We start from the raw sequence: 19,430 nt of genomic DNA on the forward strand, positions 1-19,430 counted from the left end.
AATCCTTTTTGGAATACTTGAATTCAAAGTAATTTCCCCAAAAGAATCAACCGCCAGAGAAAGACAAATCTAATACGCCCCATTCACGAAATTGCTTTTATTCCTTATTCCGATATAAATACATGGTAAGGGGCGCGAAGAGAATCACCAATATAGCAGAAACAACAAACACCCAGGCGATTTCTCCCCATGTGGCGTTTCCATGCATCAGCCCGCGGACTGCTGTGGCGAGAATGGAAATCGGGTTGATTTCCACAAAGCCCCGAAGCCAGCTTGGCAGGGTAGCAGGATCGACGAAGACATTGCTGACAAATGTCAGCGGAAACAGCACCATAAAACTGACCATCATCAGTGATTTCTCAGAGCGCACCACCAACCCGAGCGCCGTCCAAATCCACGACAAACTGAATGAGAAAACCAAAATGAGCAATACCGCGCCAAGCACACCCATGACACCGCCTTCCGGCCGAAAGCCGAGTGCCAGTCCGAGGGCAATCATGATGGCGGAAGCCAACGAATAGCGGATGACATCCACAAGCAGCGCACCAACCAAAGCTGATGGCAGCCAAATCGGCAATGTGCGGAACCGGTCAAAGATGCCTTTCCGGATATCGTTATTCAAATCGATGCCGGTGTACATCGTAATTTGTGCAACGGTCATCACCAGTATACCCGGCAGCAGAAATTGCAGGTATTCACCAGTGGATCCGGCAATGGCACCGCCGAACAAATACGTGAACATCAGCAGAAAGATAATCGGAAAGACCGTCACATCGAACATTTGCTCCGGCACATGCTTGATCCGCAACAATGCCCGCTGCGCAAACGCCATTGTCGAAGATAACGCATTCGGCGGTTTTGGCCTATTGCCCGAAGCAATTGCGCGGAGCAGCTGTTCTTCCTTATGGTTTGAGTTGTTTTGCTTTGCCTGTCCAGTCATGAGCTTTCCTCCTCTGCGTCCGGCTCTTCGCTTACCACCTGTCCCGTCAGCGTCAGAAATACTTCATCAAGACTCGGCCGCCCAAGTGAAAAATCACTGACTGTGATTTTTGCACGTGCCAGTTCCCCCAACGCTTCAGCGACCAACGAAGCGTCTTTCGCCTGTGCACTCAGCGAAACCGAATCCGACCCCACGAATACAGAAACACCTAGCTTGTTCTGCAGAATTTCAGTTGCCCGCAGCTGATCTTCGGAATTCAGCAACTGAACATTCAGCGTGCCGCTTCCCACTGACGCCTTCAATTCGCTGCTCGTGCCTTCTGCGATAATCTTGCCCTGATGGATGACCGCGATCCGGTCGGCCAGCTGATCCGCTTCCTCCAGGTACTGCGTCGTCAGCAGCACCGTCGTGCCTGCAGCCACAAGTGTCCGGATAATGTCCCACACCTGGTTGCGGCTCCGCGGATCCAGTCCTGTAGTCGGCTCATCCAAAAACAATAGATCCGGTGTCACCACAATGCTTGCTGCCACATCGATGCGACGGCGCATGCCGCCCGAATACTTTTTCACTTGCCGTTTTGCCGCATTTTCCAGGCCGAAAGCCGCCAGCAATTCGCTGGCCCTTGCCTTCGCCTGCCTCGTCGTATAACCCATCAGCCGGGCAATCAACACCAGGTTCTCCATGCCTGTCAAATCTTCATCGATGGACGCATACTGCCCCGTCAAACTGATGCGGCTCCTGATTGCCGCCCCTTCGTCAGCCAGGCTGTGGCCAAAAATGCGGGCACTTCCTGCATCCGGACGGATCAGTGTTGCCAGCATGCGGATCGTCGTGGTTTTCCCTGCTCCATTCGGTCCCAAAAAGCCGTAAACAGCCCCTTTTCGTATTCTTAAATCTACACCATCGACGGCGCGTTCTTTTCCATAGACTTTGACCAGCCCGTTCGCTTCGACAGCCCAGTCACCGGTTTGCTTATCATCACTCACACTACTCACCTTTTTCTTTTAGGATAATTAATTGAGCAATTGACGAGATTATCACTGAAAAGAATCAGCATTCGCTTGCTTCATTTATTATAACGAATAACTTGAAATTATTATCAGAAAGTTTAGATATATTACTGGTTATATTTCGACAGTACAGCGCTGTGTCCTTTCAATAAAATACTTTTCTTTAACGGTTTATGTATTTTGCAGGCGGGAACTATAACAGTCAAAAGATATGTGAAGGAGGCGAAAGCTTTGAAACAGAATATCGGGACCATCAATTCAATGGTGCGGATTACCAGTGGTCTGACGCTGCTTGCCTGGTCCATTGCCAAGATGTCACGCGAACAGCCTTCCGGAAGCCAGCTGTTTGTGTCGATAATGGGCGCACAGAAAGTCGCAGAAGGCATTACCCATTATTGCCCGCTGACCGAAGCGCTGAAGAATGAAAAGTAACCGGCATCCCAAAAGGCATCCTGCTCATTCAGAACAGGATGCCTTTTCGAATGGCTTTCTATATTGGAAGGCGCTTTCGCGGCTGCAAACTGAGTAATGAGTAACGACCATATTTTTCTGTTGAACCTGCGCCCTGAAAAAATGAAGAATGAAAAAGGACGCCATTTTAAGCGTCCTTTCTGAGAAATTTTTGAATTGTTCTATGCCTTGATCCATTTGAGAATCTCGCCAGGAGTCGCATTCTTGCCGTACATCAGGATGCCCGTTTTGAAGATTTTGCCTGCGAGCTTCATGAAGATCCAGACGCTGACAGCGAGAATCGCAATCGCAACTCCAATTTCCACCCATGGCCATTCTTCAAGAAGCGACAGACGCATGATCAGCACACCCGGTGACGTGAACGGGATATAGCTGCCGAGCTGTGCAACAAATCCGCTCGGGTCGCTGAAGACCGGCCCGATGAACAGGAACGGGCTGAACGGCAGCATCATGACGAGGCCCTGGAAGTTTCCAGCTGTCGAGATGTCGGCCATCGTTGCGCCGATTCCGACGAACAGCGCCGCATACAGCAGGTAGCCGAGAATCGCAATGAGCAACAACACAAGCAGTTCCGGAACGAGCAGATGCTCGATGATTGGAAAATCGATATTCCAGATGAGCACCGGCAGCGCAATGACGACAAAGACCACTACCTGGACGAGACCGAGGACAAAATAGCCGATGATCTTGCCTTGCATCAAATCAGATGGCGTCAGCGACGACAGGATGATTTCGGCGATTTTGTCTTTCTTCTCCTGGGAGGCACTTTGGAAAATGGCCATTCCGGTGAAGACGATCGACAGCATCACGAGCGCTGCGAAAGCCCCTGGAACCACTCGTTCCAGCATGTTTGCACTGAACAGCCCACCTTCTTCCGTTCCCACAGAAGCATCTTCAAAGACGATTCCCTGTGCGACGAGTCCCGCTTCCTCGGGTGTTAGGCCAAGTTGTTCAATCTGTGCCATTTGCAGCGGACCGCTTAGGATCTGGACTTCATCCATGAACCCATCATTTGTTTCTTCGTTCGTATAGACGGTGACGGTACCCGTCTCGACCGATTCTTCTGTCACAAAAACATACGCAGCATCTTCTTCCCCTTCAAGCGCCGATTCCGCTTCCCGTTCGGTCACTTGTGTGGACTCCATCTGCCATTCGGTATCTGCCGCGACCGCTTCCATTTGATCGTAGACACCAATCTGGTCGTTGACATAAACGGTTGTCGTTGCCGCATCATCGTCTGAACTGAACAGGTTCGGCACCAGTAAAAATGCCAGGAAGATGAGCGGTGTCAGGAACAGGCCGATGACGAACGACTTGCTCTTCATATTGCGCTTGATTTCCCATTTGGCGACTTTCATCGTGTTACGCATGCAGCTCACCCGCTTCCTTCAATAGATTTTTGTCGGTGGCGATGTCGATAAAGATTTCATGAAGCGAAATCCGGTCGATCGACAATTCCTGTATATCCAATTCCTCCGGCAGGTTTTTCAGCCATATCGCCGGCTGTACGTTTCTCGACAGATAAAGCACAGCCGTTTCATTGTTCTGCTCGACTCTTTCAATTTCCGGCAGGCTTTCAAGCAGCGTGCCGCTGTTCATACCATTGATTGTACATTTGAAATTGGCGTATTCCTTTTTCACATCGCCCAGTGTTCCATAGATGACCCGCGTGCCGCGGTGAATCAGGAACAGCCGGTCCGCCATTTCTTCCACAAGGTTCATCTGGTGGGAAGACAATAGAATCGCCGTGCCATTTTGAGCAAGCGCACGGATTTCATCTTTAAACAATTCCTGGCTTACCGGATCAAGTCCTGAAAACGGCTCATCAAGGATCAGCAGCTCAGGTTCGTGAAGAATGGAAGCGATGAACTGCACTTTCTGTCCCATCCCTTTTGACAGCTCTTCTACGGAAACTTTCTCTTTTCCTTCGAGTCCGAACTTTTTCAAATACTCGAGTGCGCGTTCTTTCGCACGAGCCAGTGGATAATCCTTCAGTTCTGCCAGGTACAGCAGAATGTCCATGACCTTGACATTTTTGTAGAGCCCCCGCTCTTCTGGCAAGTAACCGATTTTATCCCGCGGAATTTCCTTGCCCGCGCTGTTGTGAAACGTGATGGTGCCTTCATCAGGATACATGATTCCCATGATATTGCGGATTGTCGTCGATTTTCCTGCTCCGTTCGGCCCGAGCAGCGCCATGATTTCTCCCTTTTTCACTTCGAAGGAAATATTCGAGATGATCCGTTTGTTTTTGAATGACTTGCCTAACCCTTCTACGGTTAACATTGTTTCCATTCTCTTCATCTTCTCTCATGTTTTATTTCAGCAGCAGGCTGATGATTTCTTCCAATTCCAGCGCCTTGGTATCAATGACAGGACTGCCGTGTTCCGATAAATACCGTTCTGTTGCATCAGGATTATCGGATACCAGCTGGTTTTCGGTTCTAGAAAGTTCTCCCGGCAACGGACCGGCCGGCATCTCATGGAGCCAAAAGCGGCGATAACCTGCAGCAAGTATGTCTTTTTCAAAATGGCCAAGCGGTTTTCCGCCTTGCATCAAAAACAGGTAATCGGCGAGTTTCCGGATATCTTCCGTCTCATGGGTCGTCAGGATGACAGCGCGGTCTTCCTGTTCCATCCACTCGACCAGGCAATCCATGAACAGATTTTTCGAAGGGATGTCGAGTGACGCCGTCGGTTCGTCGAGAATCAGGATATCGGTGCTGCGCGGCAAGGCAAGCGACAGGCTCAGTTTCTGCTGTACGCCGGGCGATAATTTGCCGAAACGCTTGTTAAGTGGAATATCGAACAGCGAAATCATACGCTCGAACACCGCTTCATCCCATTTTGGATACAAAGGAGCAATCAATCTTTTGAGGTCTTCTCCGGTATAGGCGTTCCAGCCGACTGCGTTTTGCGGCTGGAACGTGACATGCCGTTTCCAGCTCTCATCTTTGCCGTCGACCGGCTTGCCCAGCACACGGATTTCTCCGCTATCCGGGTTCGCCAGATTCATGATCATCTTCAGCATTGTGCTCTTTCCGGAGCCATTATTGCCGACCAGCGCTGTAATGGTCCCGGGTTCGATCGACAAACTGACCGGTCCCAGCTGGAAGCCATCAATCTTTTTACTCACGTCTTTTATTTCAATCCATTCAGGCATTCGTCATTCCCCTTTCCCGAGTCTTTCCAGCGTCTCGGCAAAAACTTTTTCGATTTCATCCACGGTATAGTCATAATCCATTGCGTTCTGGATGGCGCGCTCGAATTCCGCCCGAACCGAAGCTGTCATCGTTTTCTGCTTCATCGCACTCTGCACTTCTTTGACAAACGTTCCTTTGCCATGGACTGTTTCGATAAACCCTTGTGATTCCAGGTCCTGATAGGCGCGGCGTATGGTGATGACGCTGATTTCCAGCTCTTTCGACAGGGCCCTGATTGACGGAAGCGGGAAGCCGGCAGCCAAATGTCCGCCCGCAATCAACGCCTTCAACTGCTTTTCAATCTGGTGATAAATCGGTTCACGAGAATCCTTGGATAAGCGTATCGGCAGCAAATGCAGGCCCCCCTCTCACAGATAATCCGCTTTCTTTATCATTTTTCTCATATCCGCCTGCCAGTATTTCCAGCCGGCGATGCTTACTACGACTGCCAAAACAATCGACAGCAGCGACCATTCCGCTGCCATCATCATCGTCAGTTGAAGGAATCCATCATCCGGTCTCAGGAAATAAATCACGGCAAAACCGATCAGCAGGTAAATAAATGACAGGACGATTGCTTTCAGTTTGTAATTCCCCCCTGCTTCACTCGCCGCCATGATAAAGCCAATGGCAATCGAAAAGGCCAGCCAGATCAGCACAAAAGCTGTATAAGCAACTGGCGTCATGGCTTCACGGAAATTCTCCGACATGATCGGCATTGCGATCAGAAGAACCAGCTGAAACGGGAATGAGCAGAACGAGTGAATGATAAAGCGGCTTTTGACAATGATATCTTTTGAAACCGGCAGCTGTTGCAGCATAATGATGGACGGCGACGCCCATAGGTCTCCGTCTATCTTCTGCATCTGAAATTCCTTGTTCTTCATCCAGACAGGAAACATGAAGAAAATCAGCAGAAACAGCAAGTCAAAAAAGTTGAATTCGTCCTCCAGATGGACATCAAGCGACTGCATGAAAATCAGGCTCATGGCGATATAGAAAACCAATATGAGCAGAAAACTTCTCATGGAAGCCTTCATTTCAAAAATTGCCAGCCGGTAGGCTTGTTTCCATTCGTTCATTTATAAACACTCCTTCTTAACTGTTATACTGTTTATACTCATATACACAGTATAAAATTTTTCAGCAATTGTCAAACCTTTTGAGAAATAATCTGAAATTAAGTTTTTCATTCAAACAAAAAAGGCCTGAAGTCTGTAGACTTCAAACCTTTTCTAACACTGACTTCGTTATATAACCCAATAACTCAAAGAAGAAATGCCTTCCTGAATACGTCAATACTTTTCCGAAAAAAAAGAGGAAGCGCAATGGCTTCCTCTTTTAAACAAACAATTATTTATCTTACGCGCTTAGCAGTCACGAATTTAGGACCCCAGTATGAACTGTTGATCGATGCATATTGTACGCCGCCGTTTTGTGCGCTGATCATTTGGCCATTTCCTGCATATACTGCAGTGTGGCTGATTCTTCCAGTGCCTCCAGTTGCGAAGAACACAAGGTCTCCTGCCTGCAGATTGCTTTTAGAAACTGTCGTTCCAACAGCCGCTTGTGCTGAAGATGTTCTTGGAAGAGAGACGCCCATCTCAGAGTATACCTGCTGAGTGAATGAAGAGCAGTCAAATGCATCTGTGCGGTTCGGGCTTGCACCATACAAATAACGTGCACCGATATATTTCTTTGCGACACCCAACACGCCTGCTGAAGAAACGGATGGTGATGCTGCACCTTTAACAGCTGAACCGCCGTTTACTTTAACTTTTTGGTTCGGGAAAATAAGTGTGGAAGTCAGGTTGTTATCTCTCATCAATTGGCTTACAGAAGTGTTATGTGTATTGGCGATTTTAGAAAGTGTGTCCCCGCTTTTTACTGTATGGGTAGCTGCGGATACCGGACCCGCGATTAATGAAGTTCCTAATACGAAGCTTGCAATGATTAATGATTTTTTCAAAATAATGATCCCCCTGTGGATTTGTTTTTTTGCCGTTTTTTTAACTCACCTCTAGCATTCTATATTGTCCCCTGATAAATTTAAACCCTTATGAACATTAAGCTTCCGTTGCAAATATTACAGAAGAAGTAACACTTCTCGATTTATCGCAAAGAACTCACCAACTTACATAGCAAAGAACTGTTATATCAGTATTTTATTAACTTCAAAAAAACGTAACAAAAATTACAACCTCCAAAAAAGCCTGAAGAATTTTTTATAGATAATTGTTTTTTCATTTTACAAAACCGGGTTTTTCGTCATTTTCCCAGACACACGCCAGTATGGCCGGAAAGCCTTTTAGAAATTAAAGACAAAAAAACTCCTGCAGCTGCAGGAGTTTAAACGGTACGAATAGTTGTGGTCATATACTGAATGGCTGCTTCCGCATTTCATTTGCCTGTAACCGGTCAGACGGACCAGTTGATGAGCAGCCCTGCATGAGTCAAACCGCCGCCGAAACCATACAGCAGCAATTTGTCATCGGGTTTTATTTTTCCGTCACGCATGCCTTGATCCAGTGACAGCGGGATGGAAGCAGCAGAGGTATTGCCAAAATACTCGAGACTGTAAATCGTCTGCTCAAGTGCTAAGCCGCTTCTGCCACAAATGGATTCGACAATCCGCAGGTTGGCACTGTGGGGTACGAACCAATCAACATCAGCTGTTGTGAAATCCGCTTTTCCCATCAATGCAGCCATGCCTTTCGGTACGGTATTCACCGCCCATTTGTAAACCTCGCGGCCGTTTTGCGCGACGAAATCATGGACGGCCAACTCGTTTCCGGACATTTCAGTCGACAGGTCGGTGCAGTACAGGTTATGCGCCAATTCTCCGTCGGCCCCCATGTGAGAAGCGATAAAGCTGGGTTGCTGTTCGTCATATTCCACCAGAACCGCTCCCCCGCCGTCACCGAACAGGATGCAAGTCGAACGGTCGCTGTAATCGATGATTTTGGAGAAAGTTTCAGCGCCGATGACCAGAATCTTTTTGTGCAGGCCAGCCGTGATCAAGCCGTTCGCCAGGTGCAAGCCATACGAAAAACCGGCGCAGGCGGCATTTAAATCGATCACGCCAGTGTTTCGGATTCCCAGCTTCGCCTGTACCAGTGCTGCGACACTCGGCGTTTTAAAATCGGGCGTCATGGTACAGACAATGATCATATCCACGTCTTTAAATGATTTTTGATACCGTTCCGCTAAATCTTCCGCAGCTTTGATGCTGATATCACTTGTAAATTCATGGTCTCCCGCAATCCGGCGTTCTCTGATACCGGTCCGTTGAACCACCCATTCGTCATTGGTGTCCACTAATGTTTCCAAGTTATGATTGGTCAGCCTCTTTTCGGGCACATATGAACCGATGGCTGTAATTCTGGCTTTTGAAGTGTTCACAAAAAATCGCCCCTTTTAACATACTCGCTTTATAATAACATCAACTATTAGTATTAGGTACTAATTTTATGATATAAGGAGAATATTATTTACTGAATAATGAAATGTCTGCCCGAAGAAAAGAACGAATCCTTGTCCCCCTAGGGAATCGTTGTTTTCTGGGAGCCAAATTGCTATTGTGTTCATTTTTTCAGTCGCTACAGTCTTTGGCTGAAAAAATTATTACAGCGAACGGCAAAAACCCCTCCCGGCAACTTGCAGTCAAGGAGAGGTCTTCTTTTTATATCAAGTGATTTCGGATTTTCGGAAAATGAAAGCGCTCCGGAATTGTATGGTTAGACGCCTTTTCCCAGCAAGCAGAGTCAGCTGAACTAGACTTCCTCGCCGGTTTTCAGCAATTTGACTTTTCTCGGCTCGATAAAAATATTCCGTTTGTGCCAGCGGAAATACGGGGCATGTTCCGGCGATACCGGGACTTTGGCGGTTTTGTCGAGCCGGTAAACCGAATAATCCCGCTCCGGAATCCGGCTCGCCACACGGAGCCGTCCTCCGCCGGTAAAAGCGATTAAGCCGGCAGTATAAAGCGCTGCGTGGTTGGCGCATAACAAGATGCCATTATAGGGATCCAGGCGTTCGGCGTCGTCGCTGTCTTTCCATGGTTTCGCATAACTGGCCGTCAAAGCCGCATCGATGGCGACGCCGCATAACGGGCATTCGTTTTTCCACAACGGCTGAAGGCTTGCGCGGAACTGTTCATGGCCCCGGCGCATTTTTGTTTTGATTTCCAGTTCCATCTCAGCGACCAGCGTCATCAGTGGATTGTGTTCCGTTTTTCTGACCACTTCGATGGCCAGCTCCAATTGCTCTTGTTCCCAGGTGAAAATATTCTGGCCGCTGATCAGCTCCAATAATTTCATGGCCAGTTCTTCGTTGCACGGGTAAAGATACCCGGAATTGCCGCTGGCATCTTCCTGAAAAGGAGAGTATTTCAATGGCAGCAGCGGCTTGATGGCTCCAAAGTATTCTTTTACAGGAAGCGGCACATCCAGCTCACGGTACTCGGCTGCCGCGGTGAAAGCTTCGCTTGTTCCATCCGGCCCCTTTCCTTTTCGGCAGCCCTTCACAATCACACTGATCGCAACGATTTGCCCTTTGACGTAATGAAACACGCGGTCTCCTTTTTTCAATTCCTGCATCCGGTTCCAGGAATGCGGAACCATTCCGGACTTGTCGGTGAGCGGTGTCCACAGAATGCCCGCATTCTGTTCTTGCTGGTAAGTTTCACCTTGCATAACGATAAAGCTGTTCATGAATTGCCTCCTACTGCCCATTGCTTCTGGTGCAAATTTCTCTTCTTTCATTTTAACGCAAAAGTCGATTTTCTGCCCGGTTGGTTTGAACGAAACCGATAGAGAGACAAATCCGGAAGTTCCTGCATGTTTTTCACAAAAGAGCGATTTAAGGATATAATGATTTTGCGCGAACTAATTTAAGAGGTGATGAGTTTGAGAAGCGGCAACCCGAGTTTAAAAGACGAAGCGTTCGAAAAGTACAATGACGCCGAAACCGGCCGGACGATGACGATCCAAGGGACTGTGAATAAGACATTTATCCTGGTCCTGCTGGTGCTGGCCACCTCCGTCTATTCCTGGAATCAGTTCCTCAGCAACCCGAACAGCGCCACTCCCCTGATTCTGGTGGGTGCGATCGGCAGCCTCATTGTCGCCCTGGTCACGATTTTCATACCGAAAATATCTCCTTTCACGGCACCGGTCTATGCTCTACTGGAAGGCCTGTTCATCGGAGCGGTATCAGCACGGTATGAAGCCCAGTTCGGGGGCATTGTATTCCAGGCAGTGCTGCTGACAATCGGTGTCCTGCTGAGCTTATTGCTCGCTTATAAATCAGGTTTGATCAACGTCACACAAAATTTCCGGCTGGGCGTCGTTGCTGCCACAGGCGCCATCTTCCTGGTCTATCTGGTTTCCTTTATCGGCGGTTTTTTCGGCTTTGAAATCCCTCACCTCCACGAAGCGACACCGCTCGGCATTGCCATCAGTGTGGTCATTGTCATTATTGCGGCGCTGAATCTGGTACTGGATTTTGATTTCATTGAAAATGCTTCTGCGAAACAAGTGCCCAAATATTTCGAGTGGTACGGTGCCTTCGGTCTGCTGATCACCCTGGTCTGGCTGTATTTGGAGATTCTCCGGTTGCTGTCGAAATTGCGGAACAGATGAAAAAGAGACTGACAGTTTGATGAAGAATACACCTAAAAGCGAGGTACCTTATGTTCACTTCTATTATTGCAAAATCACTTCGGCTTTTGCCGAATCAAGCAAGAAAAACACCTATGATTCCCCTGCAGGAAGTAGAAAAAAAAACAGAAATCTTAGTTGAAACATCTGTTCAACCTACGTATGTATCCTTGTACAAACCTTTAGGGTCTGACGATAAAAAGCTTCCTGTCTACGTCAACTTCCATGGTGGGGCGTTCATCATGCATGAAAAGGAGATGGATGATCCTTATTGCCGCTTCCTGGCCAATCAGACGGGTTACGCCGTTCTGAACGTCGATTATGCCAAAGCACCGGAGTTTCCTTTTCCGAAACCGATTGAACAAAGCTATGAAATTATCCAATGGATCAAGCGAAATTCGGACAAATTGAATATCGACCAGGAAAAAATCATGGTGGGTGGACAAAGTTCAGGCGCCAATATTGCAGCAGCCCTTTGTCTTTACCTTGAAGAAAAAGAGGACAAACAGCCACTCATCCAAGTGCTGTCTTGCCCGATGCTGGATTTTGTCACTCCTCACGCAGACAAACCAGAACCTGATCCGTTGCGCGCTCGATATCCGCAGGTCGCGAACTTTTTAAACATGTGCTATGTCCCTGAAAAAGAACAGGCCATGCACCCTCTCGCTTCCCCCGTCTGTGCCGATGTCAGCAAAGGCCTGGCTACCGCCCTTATTCTCATCGCCGAGCACGACGCTTTCAGGCCGGAAGCCGAACGTTACGCCGGGAAACTGAAAAAAGCAGGGATTAAAGTATACGAAGAGCTGTTCAAAGACTGCTTCCACGGATTTACTCATCTGGGGCCGAAAGAAAAAGCAGAGGAAGCTTGGATGCTGATAGCAGAAAAAATGACAGAAGCGGTCGAATCCGGAGAAAGCTGAAGCAAAAACAGAACAGAATCAAAGTTATCCGAACGGAACCGCGAGCATCACCAAAGTTGACGACAGGCAAAAAGCTGCTTTCCCTGATTTCGGGGGAAAGCAGCCTTTTTTGACTCATCTTCCTGATGATTGCACCATGTTGCTGTCCGTTTATCCGGAACCTTTTCAAACGTCTATTTTACGGCCCTTCCAGTTTACAGAATGCAGGACGTTTACCCGGAACAAGGAATATACGTATATTCCGGTAAAGAATAAAAACAAGAGCGGGAACAGCAAGAAAAGAGGCCACTTGAAATTGCCACACCTGCGTGCAAACCAAGCCGTTTGAACAGCATAGAGAATATACACTATTCCACTGAATGCCATGGCAACGAAATCTCCTCCTGCTATGGAGGAGATCAGTGCTGTGGTAGTGGTAAAACTGCCGGAAATCCAGATAATGACCATCAGCATTACAACCGGATGCGTAGATTTTGAACCAAGTGCAAAGCTTTTGCACCATCCTTCAATCAGCTCTTTCAACCCCTCCGGATACATCCGGAAAGAAAGAATGCCTTTGCCGCCCAGGCAATAAACCGGAAGTTTCTGATCCAGAAACGCTTGTCCCAGAACCAGGTCATCCATGAGCGCTTCATGGATCTTTTCATGTCCTCCCGTTAAAAAATAATCGTCTTTATTGCACAAGATGGACGGGCCGAACGAGCCGGCGGTTTTAAAGCGGTCGCCCCATATTGTAAATGTATTCATCCCGACGATGACAATAATATTGAATACTGCGGAGAGGTTCTCATACATGCGGTGGACCGTATGAAAGGGCTGCAAGGATAAAATCCCCCTGGCGCCTTTGAGTTGATACGAGAAGAGCAAATTTTTCAGGCTGTCAGCTTGCGTGAAATAAGTATCTGCATCCAGAAACAACAGCCATTCGCCTTTTGCCTGCCGGGCGCCATACCAACATGCCATTGACTTGCCTGCGCCGGAACCATCGCTTTCATTGTGCAGGACCTGTGCACCGTATGATTCGGCGACAGTTGCGGTGTTGTCAGTTGAATGGTCATCAACAACCAGGACTTCAAATGAACGGAAATTTTGTTCCTGCAGGGAATTCAGCAACGGTGCAATCCGTCCGGCTTCATTTCTGGCGGGAATGATGATGGACAAGAATGGAAGTCTGGGATGGTCACGTGAAGCAGAAAAAGGAACAGGCAGGGACCAGAACATCACAAAAGCGACTATAATGCCCAGCAAGCCGATAACGAGATTCACCACTTCTGAAACTGTCATTTACATACCTCCGTCCTCATTGCGTCGATAAAAGAAGTCTGCAGTGGAAGCTAAAACTCCCTTTGCTCCTCATCATACTCCGTAGTCGTATAAAACGCCTGTATCGTCCTGTATGAGTTCCTGGGTGGCCACCCTGGCTGATAAAAGGACGATCGGGACACCGGCGCCCGGGTGCGTGCTGCTCCCGGTAAAATACAGATTGGAGCAATGGGTTGCTTTGCTTTGCGGGCGCAGGTGGCTGCTTTGGGACAAAATTGGCTGCAATCCGAACGCTGCACCATTGTGCGCATTGAATTTCGATTCAAAGTCCTGTGGCGTAAAACACGTCTCAGTGACGATCTCCTCTTCGATGTTTTCAAACCCTTTTATTGTCTTTAATGTTTTTAGAATGTAGTTCCGGTAATCATCAGTCGTTTGCTGGTTCCACTCATACTTTGCGGAAGCTGAATTTGAAACAGGCATCAGGATATAAAGCCCATCTTTTCCCTCAGGTGCCAGCGAAGGATCCATTTTCGATGCTATGTACACATAAAATGACGCATCTGTCAGCTTGTTTCCGGCAAAAATATCATGCAGGTTTTTCTTCAGGTTTTCGTTGAAGATAAAATTATGGACATGCTGAACTTCTTCATATTTCCTGTCCATGCCGAGATACAGCAGAAAACAGGAACAGGAGTATTTCATGTTGTCGATTTTCTTGTCAGTGTATTTCCCTTTGGCTTCCGGGGCTTTGACCAGGTTTTTCATAGCGTACGGGAAGTCTGCATTGCAGACGACAAAATCCGCATCGACTTCTTGGCCGTCCACGACAATGCCGGTGGCTTTATGGTTTTGGATGTTTATCTCCTGCACATTTTTACCGTAAAAAATTTCCCCTCCAAGTTCTTTGAAGAGCCTTTCCATTCCCAACGCCATTGTATACATACCGCCTTTGATGAACCAGACACCGTATAAAAATTGAATCATGGGAATCATGGTATAAAAAGAAGGGCTTTGTATGGGGGAAATTCCTATATACAAGGTTTGGAAACTGATTAACTGCTTTAATCGTTCGTTCTTAATATATTTGCCGATAAACTTATCAGCATTATCGAACGTCCTCAATTTCATGGCTCTTTTCAGCATGGGCAGGTTATAAAAATCTCCTTTTTTCCGGAACGGCCGTTGAAGGATGTAATGTTTGGCCATGGAAAAGCTTTTATAAATTTCATGAAGGTAGCGGAAAAACCCTGCCGTATCTTCTTCGCTGATCGATTCGATTGTCTTTGTCAATTTGACAAGGTCGGAAGAGATGTCGTAAGGGCTGTCAGGCATGTCGCTGAAATAAGCACGGTAAATCGGATCCAGCTTTTCCATCGGAATGTAATCATCCGGATCACGGCCGCACAGCTCAAAAATTTCCCGGTACAATTCCGGCATCATGACAATGGTGGGTCCCAAGTCGAATTTGTAGCCGTCCATCTCAATCCTGTTCATCTTTCCACCAGGTGTGGATTCTTTTTCATATACTTCCACCTGGTACCCAGCATGCTGCAGCCTGATTGCGCTGGCAAGTCCTGCAACACCCGCGCCAACAACGATGACTTTCTTTTTCATGTAATTCCCTCATTTCTGTTCACATTTCATCATTTTTCGCTTGTATAAGTTGAACTGATGATTTTGCCTGCCGATATTCCGCAAAACAGCTACGGACCTCGCATGAGAACAATTTCACCCTTTACCAAGTTCGGTAATGGCCAAAATGCGGCCGCGGTTGTAGCGCTGGACTACAATAAACGGCAAGTTGGATGCCAAGGCATAAAAGACCATCAACCAACCCACCCAAAACGGATTCCAAAGGAAAAACAGCGGCGCAGGTAATATCGAGAGCCAGTGTGTCAGTTCCGCACGCTTTGTTTCTGCCGCAAAGATTTTCAGCTCTTCTGTTTTGCTGCCATGCAATTTCTTTTTCGTATAGCCGGTATTGAACAACACAGTACCGTCTATAAGAGAGCCTTTCCATTTTTTCACCTTGAATAATCGTTGCCATAACCTTCCTGATTGTTCCCAGGAGAAAATCTGAAACCAAAAGCTGTCTTTTCGAAAATAAGCCAGCGGCAGTTTGAAACAGATGTAGGAAATGGCCAGATGAAAAAAAGACCATGCGACAATATCAAATACAACGACCCATATGACAGGCAATGAAACAATCGGCATGGGATCCCCCCTTAATCAATCTTCCAATCCCATTTGCATTTTGAACTCAGAGAAACGGAATTCCTTTTACAGCAACCATTTCCGAAATTTCTTTACTACGCTCAAACCTTTATCAGAATAAGGCGGGAATTTGTCTTGCGTATGCATGTAATGATGAGCTCTATAACCTGTCTTATCGTAACTGCAGGCCTGAAAGCCGGCATAGCCATGATAAGCGCCGTATCCGCTCCGCCCGACTCCGCCAAAAGGAACATGAGGATTTGCGGCATGATGAATCACTTGGTTGATGCTGGTGGTTGCCGATTTCATGTATTGCTGAAACCATTGGATGTGCTTTTTGTTTTTACTGAAAATATACGCCGTCAAGGCATCCCGTTGAATCAGCTGCTGCGAGAATAATGTTTTTAAGTCTTTATATGGAATGACGGGAAGTACAGGGCCAAAGACCTCTTGCTGCATGATGGAGCTTCCCGGTTTAATGTCCGTAAGCACGGTCGGTGCGATGAACAAATTTCCGGCATCCTGTTCCCCGCCATGCCATACACTGCCTTGAGTGATAAAATCGGCCACTCGCTGAAAATGGGAACGGTGAGAAATTCTGCCATAATCCCTGCTTTTCTCTGGCCGGTTCCCATAGAACTCGACAAGCACGGAGGAAATCTCCGACAATGCCTCTTTGTAAATGGATTGATGGACAAAAAGGGTATCCGGTGCAATACAAGTCTGCCCGGCGTTTTGAAATTTGCCCCAGACGATTTCCCGGATGGCCGCTTTCGTAAAGCCCGTTTCTTCCAGAATACAGGGATTTTTTCCGCCAAGTTCCAGGATTACCGGTGTAAGCTGTTTGGCGGCTTGCTCTGCCACAACTTTGCCTGTCTCTGGGCTGCCTGTAAAAAAAATCAAGTCAAAAGGCAATGAGGTCAACTGCCCGGCAGTCTCTGCATCCCCTGTGACAACTCTCAGCTGTTCGGCCGGAAACAGTTGGTTGATGGTCTTTTCCAGCACTTCACCTGTTGCCGGTGAATGCTCTGATGGTTTGATCACGCAACGGTTTCCAGCCGCCAGCGCACTGATGACAGGCATCAGTGCGAGCTGTAGCGGGTAATTCCAAGAGCTTATGACCAGCACGCTGCCGTATGGGCTTCTCGTTTTGTGAATCCCTTCCACGTATCCGAATTTGATATGGCGGGAGCGGACAGGTCTGGACCATTTTTCTAAATGCTTGCACACATAGTCTATTTCATTCAACAGGACTGCAATTTCAGAAGAATAAATTTCAAATGCCGGCCTTCCCAAATCCGAATGAACAGCTTGAATAAACGCTGTTTCGTGTTCCAGAAGAACTGATTTCAGCCTCCACAGCATCTTTTTCCGCATTTTTACGGATGGAGAAGGGTTGGCGAATAGATCCTGTTGCTGCCTCTCAAGCAGGCCTTTCAAAAAAAGACGGTCATTGTCAGTCATGTTGAGCATCCCTTCGAACAATCATATCCCCTACCTGCTGGCCGCTTAATGTAACCATCGGCATTCCTCCGCCCGGGTTTACTGTTCCGCCGACAAAATACAGGTTGTCATAGTGCTCACTTTTTTTCGGGTTCTTAAATCCTTTGTTTTTCTTACGATCCGACAGGGTTCCATAAATAGCGCCACGGTCAGAGCCATAGACGCGTTTAATATCTTCCGGCGTCCATATATCCTTTGTCACAATGTTTTCCCGTAAATTGTCCAGCCCCATCTTTTCCAACTTAATCAATACGCGCTCGGCAAAGCGATCATAATCCTGCTGGGTAAAAGGTTTGTCTTGAATATATGGGATATGCGGCAGTACTTTTAAGTTTTCGTAACCTGCAGGTGACTGGGTGGGGTCTGTTTTGTTGACGTTGACCAGATAGATGACCGGGTCATCCGGCAGTTCATGACGATGAAATATTTTATTCATTTGCCGCTTCATATCTTTGGCAAAGAAAAAATTGTGGTGGCCGAGTTGTGGATAGCTTTTTTTCACTCCGAGGTGCATGACCAGCCCGGAACTCGCCGGTTCAAATTTCTTCTTCATCTTTTTCACCACTGGCTTTTTTTCCTGCAGCAACTTTTCATAAACGGGGATCACTTCCATATTCGCAACATAATAATCTGCGGTCAGTTCGGTTCCATCTTCCAAAACGGCTCCGGTAATTTCCCCTCTTTCTTTGTTCAATCGAATAATCCGCTTTCCTGTATGGAATGCAACACCGACTTCTTTCGCCAGCTGTACCAAGCCATTCCGCAGGTGGTGCATTCCACCGGGAACGTACCATACCCCTTGATCATGCTGCATGTAAATCATCATATTCAAAACGGCAGGTGCATCGTAAGGAGAAGAACCAACGTATTTGGTAAAATATGAAAGCATGTCCCGCAACTGCTGATTGCTTATGCGTTTATCAACCGCCTGGTGTACAGTTGAAAACAAATCAAAGTTCCTCAACGCACTCAACTTGCCAGCGTGCTTAAGGATTTCTCTTGTGTTGTCAACGCCTTTGTCAAAATACACTTTCTCAGTCAGATCATAAATCCTTTTCGAATAGTCAAGCAGTTTACGGTATTGACGCATGTCCCGTTTGCTCAGCGTTGGATTTTTCGCTTGCATTTCATTCAGATTTTCGTATAAATCAATGATATTGCCATCCGGAAAAAAGGACCGCCACTGATGGTCCAGCCTGACAGTCGAAACGTAATCCTCCATCCGCTTTCCGCTGGCAGTAAACAGTCTTTCAAAAACTTTCGGCATTGTCAGTATGGAAGGGCCCAGATCAAAACCAAAACCATCCTGCTCCAGCCGATTCAATTTTCCTCCCAAATGGTTATTTTTTTCGTATAAGGAAACGCCATACCCACGTTGTGCCAATGAAATGGCAGCCGATAAGCCGCCGAGCCCGCCTCCGATGATCAGTACGCTTTTCTTTTTCAACAGTCATCACAACACCTTTCCGGAACTTACCCTGGGGATAGTGGAAATATCTTATTTCGTCCTATAGAATCTTTCAGATTTTTTCATTGTCTTTTCACAATAAATAATAGCTTGACTGTGCTTTTCGTCCATACAATCTTCTCCTGATTTTTCCCTATGTTTCACTGTTCTAAACTCGCCTCAACGTCTTGCCGGCTTCTGTTTTTGAAATTGTTTCATTTGGCTGTAATAAGTTGAACATAAGATTTTTACTTGTCGATATTCTGCAAAACAGCTCCCTGAAGCCTTGTGCTCGTGTCTCTGCACCGCTGCGCTGCTTTGCTCCATATCTTTTATGAAAATACCAAAAAAACATGTAACTATTTAATTAGTTATTAATCTCTTAGCTCCGGCGCGTCCGGTGGCTAGGCGAAGCTATGAAATGAGTAGTCTTCTCGGCTCATGGCAGGAGCCAAAGAGCGCCAGAAAACTTAACGCCTCTTTTGGACAAGCTTGCGCAGGAGCATCGTCTTTGCCCTTCCAAAGCGGCAAAGACGTGTTTAAAAGCCGTTTTCTTTTGTTCAAATTATATACTATTTCTCATTAGGATATTATAAAAGTTATAAATTAATTATACATTACTTTATCAATTACGCCACCAGTCAATAATTTCTCAAAAAGCTTATTTTTCACTGTCCCGCTTTGTCTGCTTACAACTTAAAGGAGTTAATAAAATTTGCTCGAAACGATTGAAGAGGTGATGATGTTTGAGAAGCGGCAATCCGACTTTGATAGATGATGCATTTGAAAAATTTGA

Annotated in this window: 18 protein-coding genes; 3 read left to right on the forward strand and 15 right to left on the reverse strand. The window is 47.0% G+C overall.

Going from position 1 to position 19,430, the window contains the following annotated elements; translation table 11 throughout:
• Positions 1-97 precede the first annotated feature (97 nt).
• Together EEX84_RS02840 and EEX84_RS02845 are read right to left on the reverse strand one after the other, a co-directional pair.
• Complete coding sequence (locus EEX84_RS02840; protein WP_123164081.1) at positions 98-940, reverse strand: ABC transporter permease; 843 nt, start codon at positions 938-940, stop codon at positions 98-100.
• Complete coding sequence (locus EEX84_RS02845; protein WP_123164082.1) at positions 937-1,926, reverse strand: ATP-binding cassette domain-containing protein; 990 nt, start codon at positions 1,924-1,926, stop codon at positions 937-939. Before EEX84_RS02845 ends, EEX84_RS02840 begins: the two co-directional genes overlap by 4 nt.
• A gap of 255 nt (positions 1,927-2,181) precedes the next feature.
• Between EEX84_RS02845 and EEX84_RS02850 the strand changes: the two genes are divergently transcribed.
• Positions 2,182-2,382: a YgaP family membrane protein gene (locus EEX84_RS02850; protein ID WP_240033905.1), complete on the forward strand. Its 201-nt coding sequence runs from the start codon at positions 2,182-2,184 to the stop codon at positions 2,380-2,382.
• 200 nt (positions 2,383-2,582) lie between these two features.
• Here EEX84_RS02850 and EEX84_RS02855 read toward each other — a convergent pair whose 3' ends face one another.
• The 8 genes from EEX84_RS02855 to EEX84_RS02890 form a co-directional block, all read right to left on the reverse strand.
• On the reverse strand, positions 2,583-3,791 hold the full coding sequence (locus EEX84_RS02855) for an ABC transporter permease (RefSeq protein WP_123164083.1): 1,209 nt from the start codon (positions 3,789-3,791) through the stop codon (positions 2,583-2,585).
• Positions 3,784-4,716, reverse strand: coding sequence for an ABC transporter ATP-binding protein (locus tag EEX84_RS02860; RefSeq protein ID WP_123164084.1), 933 nt, complete (start codon positions 4,714-4,716; stop codon positions 3,784-3,786). The genes EEX84_RS02855 and EEX84_RS02860 overlap by 8 nt, the downstream gene beginning before the upstream one ends.
• Positions 4,717-4,738: 22 nt before the next feature.
• Entirely contained in the window at positions 4,739-5,584 is an 846-nt protein-coding gene (locus EEX84_RS02865; RefSeq protein WP_123164085.1) for an ABC transporter ATP-binding protein, read from the reverse strand.
• Positions 5,585-5,587: 3 nt separating this feature from the next.
• Complete coding sequence (locus EEX84_RS02870; RefSeq protein ID WP_123164086.1) at positions 5,588-5,977, reverse strand: GntR family transcriptional regulator; 390 nt, start codon at positions 5,975-5,977, stop codon at positions 5,588-5,590.
• 15 nt (positions 5,978-5,992) lie between these two features.
• Positions 5,993-6,706 carry a hypothetical protein gene (locus EEX84_RS02875; protein ID WP_123164087.1) on the reverse strand — a complete coding sequence of 238 codons (714 nt, stop codon included), beginning with the start codon at positions 6,704-6,706 and terminating at the stop codon, positions 5,993-5,995.
• A gap of 275 nt (positions 6,707-6,981) precedes the next feature.
• The gene (locus EEX84_RS02880; RefSeq protein WP_123164088.1) at positions 6,982-7,593 is read right to left on the reverse strand and encodes a C40 family peptidase; all 612 of its coding nucleotides are present in this window, start codon (positions 7,591-7,593) and stop codon (positions 6,982-6,984) included.
• 449 nt (positions 7,594-8,042) lie between these two features.
• Positions 8,043-9,026: a ketoacyl-ACP synthase III gene (locus tag EEX84_RS02885; RefSeq protein WP_123164089.1), complete on the reverse strand. Its 984-nt coding sequence runs from the start codon at positions 9,024-9,026 to the stop codon at positions 8,043-8,045.
• A 371-nt stretch (positions 9,027-9,397) separates the two neighbouring features.
• Positions 9,398-10,336 carry an HNH endonuclease gene (locus tag EEX84_RS02890; protein WP_123164090.1) on the reverse strand — a complete coding sequence of 313 codons (939 nt, stop codon included), beginning with the start codon at positions 10,334-10,336 and terminating at the stop codon, positions 9,398-9,400.
• A 195-nt stretch (positions 10,337-10,531) separates the two neighbouring features.
• Between EEX84_RS02890 and EEX84_RS02895 the strand changes: the two genes are divergently transcribed.
• Positions 10,532-11,266, forward strand: coding sequence for a Bax inhibitor-1/YccA family protein (locus EEX84_RS02895; RefSeq protein WP_420812545.1), 735 nt, complete (start codon positions 10,532-10,534; stop codon positions 11,264-11,266).
• 50 nt (positions 11,267-11,316) lie between these two features.
• Positions 11,317-12,204, forward strand: a complete 888-nt coding sequence (locus EEX84_RS02900; RefSeq protein ID WP_123164092.1) for an alpha/beta hydrolase — start codon at positions 11,317-11,319, stop codon at positions 12,202-12,204.
• A 165-nt stretch (positions 12,205-12,369) separates the two neighbouring features.
• On the opposite strand, the gene EEX84_RS02905 is transcribed toward EEX84_RS02900, so the two are convergent.
• The 5 genes from EEX84_RS02905 to EEX84_RS02925 all read right to left on the reverse strand — a co-directional run bounded on the left by EEX84_RS02905 (position 12,370) and on the right by EEX84_RS02925 (position 18,637).
• Positions 12,370-13,488: a glycosyltransferase family 2 protein gene (locus EEX84_RS02905; RefSeq protein WP_123164093.1), complete on the reverse strand. Its 1,119-nt coding sequence runs from the start codon at positions 13,486-13,488 to the stop codon at positions 12,370-12,372.
• 72 nt (positions 13,489-13,560) lie between these two features.
• Positions 13,561-15,084, reverse strand: coding sequence for a phytoene desaturase family protein (locus tag EEX84_RS02910; RefSeq protein ID WP_123164094.1), 1,524 nt, complete (start codon positions 15,082-15,084; stop codon positions 13,561-13,563).
• Positions 15,085-15,198: 114 nt separating this feature from the next.
• The gene (locus tag EEX84_RS02915) at positions 15,199-15,684 is read right to left on the reverse strand and encodes a glycosyl-4,4'-diaponeurosporenoate acyltransferase CrtO family protein (protein WP_123164095.1); all 486 of its coding nucleotides are present in this window, start codon (positions 15,682-15,684) and stop codon (positions 15,199-15,201) included.
• Positions 15,685-15,750: 66 nt separating this feature from the next.
• Positions 15,751-17,148 (reverse strand): aldehyde dehydrogenase family protein, encoded by a 1,398-nt coding sequence (locus tag EEX84_RS02920; protein ID WP_123164096.1) that lies wholly within the window; start codon positions 17,146-17,148, stop codon positions 15,751-15,753.
• Positions 17,141-18,637, reverse strand: coding sequence for a phytoene desaturase family protein (locus tag EEX84_RS02925; protein WP_123164097.1), 1,497 nt, complete (start codon positions 18,635-18,637; stop codon positions 17,141-17,143). The genes EEX84_RS02920 and EEX84_RS02925 overlap by 8 nt, the downstream gene beginning before the upstream one ends.
• Positions 18,638-19,430 lie beyond the last annotated feature (793 nt).

The sequence above is a fragment of the Planococcus salinus genome, from assembly GCF_003719725.1.
Classification (GTDB): domain Bacteria; phylum Bacillota; class Bacilli; order Bacillales_A; family Planococcaceae; genus Planococcus; species Planococcus salinus.